The following is a 9,817-nucleotide window of genomic DNA, read 5'->3' as shown; positions in this document are numbered from 1 at the left end:
CCCGGCCTCGGACGGATGCTAAAGACGGATGGCGGCTACGCCTGGGTACCCGCCAACTGGCAGTTCTGACGGCTGAGGAAAAGGAGAGATCGCATCGACCAGTCGAAGATCAATAGACGCGGCTTCCTCGGGACGATGGGTGCGGCGGCAACAGGGCTGGCACTGGCCACCAGCGCTGCGGGGCAAACCAGGACACGAATATGGTGCCAGCCGCCGGATCTAGTCCGGATATGCTAACCCGCACTTTGCCGCGTACCGACGAAAGGGTCGCGGCCCTGGACCTCGGCACCTTCCTGACCTTTGATCTGAAGCCCGGGGATCGGCGCGACGCACTCCCGCAGGTCTTCGAACGGTACGTCGCCGCAGGCGGTCGCGTCGTCGACACGTCACCTCTCTACGGTTCGGCGGAAGTTAGCGTCGGAGAGTTCATGGGCGAATTTGAGCGATCGGACGAGATGTTCCTCGCCAACAATGTCTGGTCCACAGGAGAATATCGCGGGGACGAAAGCCACGCTGTTGAAAGCTTTCGCCAGTCGCGCATGCGGACATGGCGTGACACGATCAATCTGATGCAATGCCACAGCATCACCAATGCGCCGGTCGTCATTCCGCTGATGAAGGCATGGAAGAAGGAAGTGCTCATATGGAGACGATTCCCGGCTTTGGCTCCATCGGCACGATGCCGTGGTATCCCGGCAAGGAGAATATGTATTCTGGCCTGATCCGAGAGGCACAGGCGAACGCCGCGCAGCGCCTGCGGTACAGCCATACCGGCCCGACGCTGCGGCAGCATCCGGTCGCCGTCCTTCGCAAGGACCTCTCGGAGCTCAACATCATCCCTGTGCCGAGGCGATGACTGCACGGGACGGCTGTTGGGTTTAAACGGCGGGCTGGTGCTCGTGCGGCAAAGCCAGGGTCGGCCAAGGGCGTGATGCCCATTACCATCGAGGACGAGATAGCCGTTTGCCAGGATGATCTTGTCGACATGCGCGGCAACGCCAGCCGATCCCCAATTCATCTCGGCGATGGAGACGTTGCCGCAATCCGCCGCCTGGCTGGCATTCGCCGACGCCCAGGCGGCGGCCACAAGCATAACAAATGCTATAAACCTGTACATGATCAGGGATCTCCCATCTCGGTTTCGGGCTTCAATTCCTCTTGGCTGAACAAGTTTGACCGTAGCCGCGCGGACTGGGCCGCGACCGATATGGCCAGAGTCTAGGACAGCAGGCGGCTGTCGAAGGGATAGCATGTCAGATCTTCGTACCCGGTCTCGGTAATGAGCACCTGATCCTCGAGCTTGATGGAGAAATCGCCGCCCTCGGGGCTAACGAGGGCTTCCACACAGATGGTCATGCCCGGTTCCAGCGCGACATCGAAGGCGCCCTCGACCCATGCATCCGGATAGGGCACGAACGGCCATTCGTCGCAGAGGCCAACGCCGTGCATCTTGCAGGAGTATTTCTGTTGCCAATAGCGGTCCGCGAGCCGATGGCCTCCATGCGTTAGCTCCTTGATCGTCACGCCCGGCTTCAGCATCGCCATGTTCTCGCGGATATGGTCGACGGCGTGGTTCATGGCAGAGATCATGTTGTCGCTTGGCCGCGCATCGCCGATCCACCAGGTGCGAGAAATGTCCACGCACATGCCATAACAGCCGACGAGGTCGGTAGAGGGCATTCAATTAAGCAGCACCGAAATATCGAATGCGTCAGATATTTCGAAAGCTTTGGAACGTGTTCTTTTGCTTGGACGTTTATGACGCGGTGAACGATAATTGGATGGGCGGAGATGCTGAGCGTAAGTATTGCGGTGCGAACAGGTGGAACGATTGAGCTTCAATCGGGAATTTACGACGACAAAGAAGCCGCAGTCCTCATTTCCTCGATGACAAGATCGTCCCAGGTGGAAGCTACGGATATGATCCACGAAACGCGTCGCTCAGGAATTTGTAGACGCAGAGCGGAGAATTTCGAGATTTTGACCAAAATTCTATAAGTGCGCAAAAGATTCGCGGCATTTGTAGAAGTATCAGATCTCTGAAAAACCAGGCGCCATCGCTGTGCCATCTCAGATGTTTGGTCAACGGACTAATTCGGGTGTTGACTACCGTGTCGTGACGGAATGACCTTCCACGGTGGATGGACGTATCGGCCTCTCGCTCCGTTTCCTCGTGTGATCTCCGCTCGTTGTCCATGGTCGAGATGGCGCGCCTCTGGCCTCCCTTCCTCCGCCCAAATCGGCAACATCTCCGATATCGCCTTCGCCATTGAAGCTGAAGGCGATCGGCCCGATTTCGATGATCTCGTCCTTTCTCGTATCGAGGCCGGTTGTTTCCGCGTCTGGTCGCCCAGCAACTGTTCGACCTGACATTCGATCTCTCCGGCCTTGCCGATCGCGATGAGGCCTTCAGGCTGCCGACTGGTCGCGGCGACGAGTTCGCCCATGGGACTCCCGGCAGTCCGGATTCGCGGGAGCGGGCGATAATGAAGGCACGGGAGATCTATGAGCCGGATCGGCTTATTGAGAGGCTGAAGGTGAGAAGCCGGAATTTTCAGTAGATGCGAAAACAGTCGATCTGGACTGAATAACTCACGAGCCCGCAAACCCATCAGGCAAGCGGCACACACAGGGAAAGCGTTCAGGTACCTGCTGCACGGTCAATGGCTCGAAATGACCGCTGCGCCTCGCCGGGCCGTGCCCGGCACATTGTCTTGGGAACCTTCGCGGGCTGACACGGTTAGGCTACCCCTATTGGATAGATGGAGATCGAGATGAATAAGTTCGTCATTACGATGTGCGCATCACTGTTTACGTTCGGAACGGCTCTTGCGCAAAGCAGTGTTGTTGTAACTCCGGATAGTTCAGACACCAACGCTTCGACGGTGGTCGTACCGGGGGAGGTTAAAACCTATGTCACAGGACATGACGTTCCATCCGCAACTTATGAGGGTGACGTTGTCGTCGGCACCGAACTGCCGAGTTCCGTAGAGGTGTATCCCATCCCCAGCAATAGTGATTATGCCTACACCGTCATCGGAAAACAGCGTGTCATCGTCAACCCGCACACTCACAAGGTTATCGAAATCGTTAAATAACAACCGTCTAACTAACAACTGTGTCTAAGTTGGGTTTTGATGGCTCCATGAGGCGCCATTTTTCAGGATCGCGTTTGCGATTGTTAGAGCCTCCTCGCGACAGCGACGACAAGGAGCTTGTGGGGTTTGCCACGCCCTTTCAGTCGGTGTGTGACTGATCTTGGAACAGGGTTGTGATACGCAGCGGCGAGTACACCGGCTTACTGGGGCGGTACTTTAGGCTTGGCGCCATTCTGTCTCGGTTCGCGACGACGTCTATCCACGGTAGGCCTTTAAATAGCAAACTGTCCAGCATGCCTTACTCGAGAAAGTCAGCGTGGCATAACGGCGAGCATCTTTTCGTGATTCCGAGAGGAGAGCATGATGCTCAAAGCCGCCGATCGCGTCGCTAAGGATGAAGCAATAACCATCCCTCAAATAGAGGCTGCCTTTTTGGATGATTCACTCGCAAGTGCCGATGTGAAAAGTAAGCCGATTCCATTCCTCGTCTATCGGTCAAAGCGCATTTGTAAAATTGCGCATGCTTTGCGCAAAGCTGCATAAGCGCGAAACACATGCGAGGTTGGATGGACGTGACAAGTCCGCTAGCGCTAGCGGAAGGCTTGCCGCTGCTTATTGGAGCGCCCATCGAAGCAGTTAGGACCACGTTCGTCAGGTTCCTATCCGACTTCTTGGATCAGACTCTGCATCCGACTGATGATGTCGTCCACACGATAGCACACAAGGAATTTTTTCTTAGTTTTCAAGCGAGCGAGCTTATTTCCGCCCACTGCCCGGAAATGACTTCTGGAACAATCTTCACGGGTCAATGCCAGCGGTTCTTGCCGTCTGAATGACGAGGTCGAGGAAAAGTTGCTGGCCAACCGTGGGCAGCCATTCCGCCCGACAGGTGACGCCTATCGGCCTGGCAGTATGCCCTAATTCGAGGGGGAGTGCCTTTAGCAGTCCTCGTGAAATCTCAGCTTGTGCTTGCAGAAAGGAAATGCAGCCTAAATGATCGGTCCGATCCAGAAGTTCGCGCATGAGGATGAGCGAACTGGACTCGACGATGCTGAGCGGTTGCCGACCAAGTCCTTCGAACATTGCGTCGAAGTGCCTTCGGATCGGAGTTCCGACCTGCCCGACGACCCATGGGAACGATGCGAGCTGCTCCGTCGTCGGCATGCCCTTTTCAAGCAGGGGGTGATCCTTGCCAGCGACGACGACGATGGTGTCTGTGAACAGCACACGCTGTTCGACATCGTCGATAGGGGGCGGATCGCGCATCGCTCCAATCAGAAAATCTATCTCCCCGCGCCGCAGACCCGTCAGGAGGTCGGCGTATGGACCCTCGAGGACATGAATTGGCGTCTTTGGTCGGAGCTTTCGGAACTCTGCGATTGCTCGTGGAAGAACAAAAGAGCGCGATAGAGGCATGGCGCCGATGACGATCTGTCCAGCTTCCTCATCGTTCGCGTCGGCCAAATCGACCTCGGCCTGCGCAAGCTCCGCAAGTGCGAGACGGGCCGCCTGGGCAAGCCCGTTCGCCGCCTTGGTCGCCACAATTCCAAAGGATGTGCGATCGAACAAAGTGCGGCCCGCTTCTTCTTCGAACTGCGTGATCGCTCTGTGCACCGTTGGTTGCGCCAGGCCGAGCCTCTTTGCCGCGAGGGTGAAGTTCTCGCACTCGCGCACTGCGATCAGGGCACGAAGCTGAGATGTGGTCGTCAGCATCCGCAGGCGAGGGCTCAGTTCGTCGAGTGCGGAATCCAGATATGCAAACGCCCGCCGGACCCTCTTGGCAAGGAGGTCGCCGTGAGCCGTCGCGAAGAGCCCTGTTGGTGTTCTCGTGAACAGCTTCGTGTGAAGCTCTCGCTCGATTTTTGACAGCGCCTGCGTTACAGCCGGCTGTGACAAATGACAGGCTGCCGCGGTCTTAGTCACCGAGTTGGTGGTCACAACAGTCAGAAACACCCTCAGATGGCGAAGGTTGTGCTGGATCTGAGGTGCTGGAGACTTTCCGTTATTCAATCGAGCGTCGACCCCAAAATTGCGTCGGTCCTGGCTTGCAGAGAGTCTTCGACGGACCGTGTCACCCGTCCGCCGATTTGACGTTGCCAATCCGCCGTCGCGGTTGCCATTCGATCCGGCAGTCCGAGCTCTCTCAGTGTTGCTGCAACTTCGACCATCTCCGCAGCTCTTCTTTGCCCGTGGACCATCATTCTCTCGAGGTTGTAAGTTGCTCGCTTGTTCCAGTCCAGCCCGGGATCGGAAGATTGAAGTGACGCCAGAACAGCTGCCTCGACACCGGCGCGCCTTGCAGCTAGAAAGCACTCCGCGGTCAGCGCTTCGAAGCCTTTGATCATCACTGATCTGAGCATCTTGATCGATGATGCCTGTCCCACCCTATGTCCCGCAACTGTGGCGTTCATGTTGAGGCTGGAGAGAAGGTCCAGAGCCTCGTCGGCCGACGAACCCGACAGCAAAAGCGCGGTACGGTGGCGCGCGGGATATACCGGAGCCATGACCGCGACGTCGATATAGATCCCGCCGGCCACCTCGATGACTTCTGCCGCCTTTAACTTCGTGTTGGGCGAACATGAATTGCAGTCAAGGTAGAGTGCGCCTCTTTCGAGGTTTTCCGCCGCGCCGGTTGCGGCCTGCAACGCCCTATCAGCGGTCACAAGGCTAAACACGAGCTGGCGATCAGCAAGCGCTTCAGCGGGAATCTTGGCGCACAAAACCTGAAGATCCTTACAGCGGTCCTGCAGCCCGGACAGGGTCTCGAGGTCTTCGACCTTCACGTCGAACGTGGTCACGTCCTCGAGTTCTCGGCTGCTGATCTCATCGGCTCGCCATCCGCAAACAAAAGCCTGCGCGGCTTCTCCAAATCCCACCAGACCGACCTTTGTCATGCTTATCTCTCTCGACACCTGGTTTGTTCAATGCAATGAGGCGCGGAGGCAGGACCTATCTCCGCGCCTCGGTTTCAATGGGCCGGATCCTTGACGTTCTGGATCGTCTGGAATTCGGTGTTGTAAAATTCGCCGTCGACCTTCTCAACCTTCCGCATATAGATGTTCTGGATGATGTCGTGCGTCTCCGGATCGATCGAGATCGGCCCGCGCGGGCTGTCGAGCTGCATGCCCTCGGCGGCCTTGACAAAGGTCGCACCGCTTGCGTCGCCCTTGGTCTTGTCAAGCGTCTTGTAGATCAGGTCCAACGCATCCCACGCCGCGGCCGCGACCATGTTCGGACGCATCCCGTCGTTGTTCTTCTTGAAGGCTTCGACGAACGTCTTGTTCTGCGGTGAGTCATGATTGGTGGAGTAAGGGCCTCCGGTGATAACCCCCAGCGCGGGCTCGCCCATGTCGTTCAGCAAGTCGTCATCCGTGACGTCAGCCATGGCAATGACCTTGATGCCTGACTTGTCGAGACCGCGTTCGACAAATTGTTTCATGAAGGCCGCGCCGGCGCCCGTCGGAACGAACACGAACAGGCCTTCAGGCTTTTCATCCGCAGCTCGTTGAAGGAAAGGCGCGAAATCGGGATTTGCGAGCGGAACTTTGAGCTTGGAAACGATCGTGCCGCCATTCTCCTCCAATGTCTTCGAGAACCATTCCTCGGCATCCTTGCCCGGGCCATAGTCCGATACGATCGAGACGAACTTCTTCGTACCGTTTTCGGAAGCCCATTTTCCGATGACGCTCGCGACCTGCGGGATCGTCCAGGAGGTGCGAAGCATGTACGGGGACGCCTTCATGATCGAGGATGTGGCCGCCACCATGATCACCTGAGGGATCTTCGCACGTTTCGAAAGTTGTGCCACCGAAAGCGCCGTCGGTGTGTTGCCGAATCCGGTCAGGATCGACACCTTGTCGTTGGTGACGAGTTCCTGGGAGATGCGAAGCGCATTGTCCGGCGAGCTGGCGTCGTCCTTCACGATAAACTCAACCTTCTTGCCGCCGGCTGTGTCGCCGTGCGTGGCAACGTAAGTCTTTAGCGCTGCGTTGATCTGACGCCCATTCGATTGGAAGCCGCCCGTCATCGGAATAACGACGCCGACCTTCACCGCATCTTCGGCATGTCCGGAAACGGCGGTCGCCGCCATGATCGTGAGCATTGCAGCCGCTGTGGCAATGATGCCTTTCATGTTCATTCTCTCCTCCTTGTTGACCGGGTTATGGCCATTTTTGGCCGCACGCCGTTTGCTTGATTTCATTCGATCGGTTGCCGGAGCTGCGATCACTAGGCCGCACCGACGCCGAGAAACTTGCCCAACGTCGCCCGATCATCGGCAAGGCAAGCGCTGCTACCCGAATACGCGACGCTTCCCCGATCAAGAATGACCGCGCTATCCGTGATCGCGAGGATCTGTTGCGCATGCTGCTCGACGATAATTGCGGCAAGACCTTCTTCCCGAACGATCCTTCGAATGGCTACCAGCAGTTCCTCGACAATGATCGGCGCGAGGCCTTCAGTCGGTTCGTCGAGCAGTAGAATACGCGGATTGAGAACCAGAGCGCGGGCGATCGACAGCATCTGCTGCTCGCCGCCTGAAAGCTGATTGCCTAAATTCGAACAACGCTCCTGGAGCCGGGGGAAGAGTTCGTAGACAGCTTGCAGCGTCCATCTCCCAGGTCTCGCGACCGCGGTGATGTTTTCCTCGACGGTCAAAGAACGGAAGATCCCGCGCTCTTGTGGAACCCAGCCGACGCCAGCCTCGACCCGCCGCTCCGGGGCCATGCGCTCGATAGAGGCGCCATTAAGCTTGATCGAGCCGGACTGGTACCGGGTCAGCCCGACGATCGTGTTCAGTGTCGTCGTCTTGCCCACGCCATTGCGGCCGAGCAGTGCAAGAGCCGTTCCCTGTTCCACCGAGATGTTGACGTTGTGAAGCACTGTCGCCTTGCCGTAACCGGCGGACAGTGCATCTATCCTGAGAACTTCAGTCATGGGCACCCCCAAGATAGACTTCCTTGACGCGTTGATCCCGGGCGATCTCGTCTACGCTGCCTTCCGCAAAAAGCGCGCCTGAGACAAGGACGGAAATCCTTTTGGCGAAGTTGAAGACGAGATCCATGTCGTGCTCGATCAGGAGGATAGAGACGTCCGATGGCAAGGCCGATATCCGCCTCATGACCTCCTTCCGGTCGGCTTCGGGCACACCCGCGGCGGGTTCGTCAAGCAGTAGCACGCGCGGTTTGGATGCTATCGCCAGCGCGATCTCCAGGAGGCGTTGCTTGCCGTAGGGCAGCGCCGAGCATTTTTCGTCGCCCACTCCGTCGAGGCCAAAGTCTTCGAGCAGGATTCCAATCTCCTTCTCCAATCCTTTTATTGCATGCGTTGGCCGCAGGAGGTTCCATCCGCGGCGGTCACGTTCAGCAATGACGAGCGCCAGGCTCTCAATCACGGTCAATCCTGCAAAGAGCTGGTTGATCTGGAAGGTTCGAACCAGTCCCCTTGCGACCCGTCGCTCCAGCTTTAGGCGGGTGACAACTTCTCCGTTCAGTAAGATCTCGCCACCTGATGGCTGCAAAACGCCGGTGAGCAGATTGATGAATGTCGTCTTCCCCGCACCGTTAGGGCCGATCAGTGCGTGGCGCGCGCCATGCTCTAAGCCAAAGTTGACATCTGTGGTCGCATTCAAGGCGCCGAACACCTTATTCAGACCCCTTGTTTCCAAGGCGAGCGCGGTCATGACGCTTCTCCTTTCGACGCCCGGATCGAAGATGGCGCCTTTTGCGCACCGAGGCCACGTGCTGCTATTTGTTCGATGATCTGGCGCGGCCGATCCCGGCCCACGAGAACGAAGGCGACCAGTAGGATGCCGAGCCAGAACTGCCAGTATTGCGGGGTCACGGACGAGAGAGCGTCCTGGATCAGTTCGTAGAAGAGCGCCCCGATCAGACCGCCGTAGAGATAACCCGTTCCGCCGATGACGAGCACCATCAACCCGTCTGCAGACTTTTGAAACGAGAGGACGTCGAGCGAGATGAACTGCTGTGTCTGGGTGAAGAGTGCGCCAGCGATGCCCGCATAGGCACCCGCCAGCGTATAAATCGCAATCTGGCGAGCCTTCACCGGGATACCGACGGCTGAAGCGCGCAGCGGATTGTCGCGGATGGCCTTCAGGGAATTGCCGAAGGGCGAGGCCATCAGATAGCGGGCGAGCACGAACAGGACGAAGAGGACCGTCAGGCAATAGGCATATCCGACATGGCCATAGATGTCGAAATTGAAGGACCCGAACAGCGGATCAATCGTGATGTTTTGCAGTCCGTCGGCCCCGCCCGTCAGCCATCCGGCCTGGTTGGCGATCTCGTGGAGAACCGCGGCAACGCCGAGAGTGACCATCAGCCGCGTCAGATCGGCGCCACGCAACAGCAGGAAACTGGTCGCCAGCGCCACGGCGGCACCCGCCGCTGCCGCAACCAATAATCCGATCAGCGGCTCTCCGGTAACGTAGATCGAGAATAGGCCGCTGGCGTATGCGCCAACGCCGTAAAGCGCGGCCTGTCCGAGGGTCACGATCCCCGCGAAGCCCAGGATCAGGTCGATCGAGAGGGCGAGGAGGGCGAAGATCGTGATCTGGGTGAGGATCAGGTGTTCATCAGGCAACAGGAACCAGGATGCCACCGCAGCGATCCAGAATAGGACTTCCAGCAAAGCCCACCGGGTTTGTCGCCTCAGGCTTGCTTTGACAGCATTCGAAAGCGGACCATTGAGTTGGTGCGTCA

General features: G+C 57.8%; 9 protein-coding genes and 5 pseudogenes. 5 read left to right on the top strand and 9 right to left on the bottom strand.

Going from position 1 to position 9,817, the window contains the following annotated elements; all coding sequences use genetic code 11:
• Window positions 1-93: 93 nt before the first annotated feature.
• A pseudogene (locus tag FBZ97_RS33500) lies at window positions 94-760 on the top strand (aldo/keto reductase); the annotation flags it as partial.
• Window positions 761-955, top strand: a pseudogene (locus tag FBZ97_RS34975) (hypothetical protein); the annotation flags it as partial.
• On the opposite strand, the pseudogene FBZ97_RS34970 reads toward FBZ97_RS34975, so the two are convergent.
• From FBZ97_RS34970 to FBZ97_RS34965, 3 genes and pseudogenes are all read right to left on the bottom strand, one after another.
• A pseudogene (locus tag FBZ97_RS34970) lies at window positions 956-1,117 on the bottom strand (ABC transporter substrate-binding protein); the annotation flags it as partial. It lies immediately after the preceding pseudogene.
• Between the two features lie 101 nt (window positions 1,118-1,218).
• Window positions 1,219-1,680, bottom strand: coding sequence for a M24 family metallopeptidase (locus FBZ97_RS33485; RefSeq protein WP_113391230.1), 462 nt, complete (start codon window positions 1,678-1,680; stop codon window positions 1,219-1,221).
• A 516-nt stretch (window positions 1,681-2,196) separates the two neighbouring features.
• A pseudogene (locus FBZ97_RS34965) lies at window positions 2,197-2,343 on the bottom strand (3'-5' exonuclease); the annotation flags it as partial.
• Between FBZ97_RS34965 and FBZ97_RS33480 the strand changes: the two are divergent.
• The 3 genes and pseudogenes from FBZ97_RS33480 to FBZ97_RS33470 all read left to right on the top strand — a co-directional run.
• A pseudogene (locus FBZ97_RS33480) lies at window positions 2,343-2,561 on the top strand (hypothetical protein); the annotation flags it as partial. The pseudogenes FBZ97_RS34965 and FBZ97_RS33480 overlap by 1 nt on opposite strands.
• Window positions 2,562-2,774: 213 nt before the next feature.
• Window positions 2,775-3,098 (top strand): DUF1236 domain-containing protein, encoded by a 324-nt coding sequence (locus tag FBZ97_RS33475; protein ID WP_246661942.1) that lies wholly within the window; start codon window positions 2,775-2,777, stop codon window positions 3,096-3,098.
• A gap of 360 nt (window positions 3,099-3,458) precedes the next feature.
• A complete protein-coding gene (locus FBZ97_RS33470) occupies window positions 3,459-3,641 on the top strand; it encodes a hypothetical protein (RefSeq protein ID WP_145324485.1) in 183 nt (60 codons plus the stop codon).
• A gap of 255 nt (window positions 3,642-3,896) precedes the next feature.
• Here the strand turns inward: FBZ97_RS33470 and FBZ97_RS33465 are convergent, their stop codons facing one another.
• The 6 genes from FBZ97_RS33465 to FBZ97_RS33440 form a co-directional block, all read right to left on the bottom strand.
• Window positions 3,897-5,108 (bottom strand): LysR family transcriptional regulator, encoded by a 1,212-nt coding sequence (locus FBZ97_RS33465; protein WP_145324483.1) that lies wholly within the window; start codon window positions 5,106-5,108, stop codon window positions 3,897-3,899.
• A complete protein-coding gene (locus tag FBZ97_RS33460; protein ID WP_145324481.1) occupies window positions 5,105-5,992 on the bottom strand; it encodes a DUF1932 domain-containing protein in 888 nt (295 codons plus the stop codon). Before FBZ97_RS33460 ends, FBZ97_RS33465 begins: the two co-directional genes overlap by 4 nt.
• A 74-nt stretch (window positions 5,993-6,066) precedes the next feature.
• Window positions 6,067-7,236, bottom strand: coding sequence for an ABC transporter substrate-binding protein (locus FBZ97_RS33455; protein ID WP_145324479.1), 1,170 nt, complete (start codon window positions 7,234-7,236; stop codon window positions 6,067-6,069).
• An 89-nt stretch (window positions 7,237-7,325) separates the two neighbouring features.
• Entirely contained in the window at window positions 7,326-8,033 is a 708-nt protein-coding gene (locus FBZ97_RS33450; RefSeq protein ID WP_145324477.1) for an ABC transporter ATP-binding protein, read from the bottom strand.
• Entirely contained in the window at window positions 8,026-8,778 is a 753-nt protein-coding gene (locus FBZ97_RS33445) for an ABC transporter ATP-binding protein (protein ID WP_113352380.1), read from the bottom strand. The genes FBZ97_RS33450 and FBZ97_RS33445 overlap by 8 nt, the downstream gene beginning before the upstream one ends.
• Window positions 8,775-9,716, bottom strand: coding sequence for a branched-chain amino acid ABC transporter permease (locus tag FBZ97_RS33440; RefSeq protein WP_246661941.1), 942 nt, complete (start codon window positions 9,714-9,716; stop codon window positions 8,775-8,777). Before FBZ97_RS33440 ends, FBZ97_RS33445 begins: the two co-directional genes overlap by 4 nt.
• Between the last annotated feature and the right edge of the window lie 101 nt (window positions 9,717-9,817).

Origin of the sequence: Rhizobium sp. ERR 942, assembly GCF_007828395.1 — a bacterium.
GTDB classification, from domain to species: Bacteria; Pseudomonadota; Alphaproteobacteria; order Rhizobiales; family Rhizobiaceae; genus Rhizobium; species Rhizobium dioscoreae.
This window is presented reverse-complemented; position numbering and strand designations above follow the sequence as displayed.

Bases quoted from the DNA above. Each gene is read 5' to 3' on its own strand.
- FBZ97_RS33485 (WP_113391230.1), bottom strand. From the start codon at position 1,680: ATGCCCTCTACCGACCTCGTCGGCTGTTATGGCATGTGCGTGGACATT.
- FBZ97_RS33475 (WP_246661942.1), top strand. From the start codon at position 2,775: ATGAATAAGTTCGTCATTACGATGTGCGCATCACTGTTTACGTTCGGA.
- FBZ97_RS33470 (WP_145324485.1), top strand. From the start codon at position 3,459: ATGATGCTCAAAGCCGCCGATCGCGTCGCTAAGGATGAAGCAATAACC.
- FBZ97_RS33460 (WP_145324481.1), bottom strand. From the start codon at position 5,992: ATGACAAAGGTCGGTCTGGTGGGATTTGGAGAAGCCGCGCAGGCTTTT.
- FBZ97_RS33455 (WP_145324479.1), bottom strand. From the start codon at position 7,236: ATGAACATGAAAGGCATCATTGCCACAGCGGCTGCAATGCTCACGATC.
- FBZ97_RS33450 (WP_145324477.1), bottom strand. From the start codon at position 8,033: ATGACTGAAGTTCTCAGGATAGATGCACTGTCCGCCGGTTACGGCAAG.
- FBZ97_RS33445 (WP_113352380.1), bottom strand. From the start codon at position 8,778: ATGACCGCGCTCGCCTTGGAAACAAGGGGTCTGAATAAGGTGTTCGGC.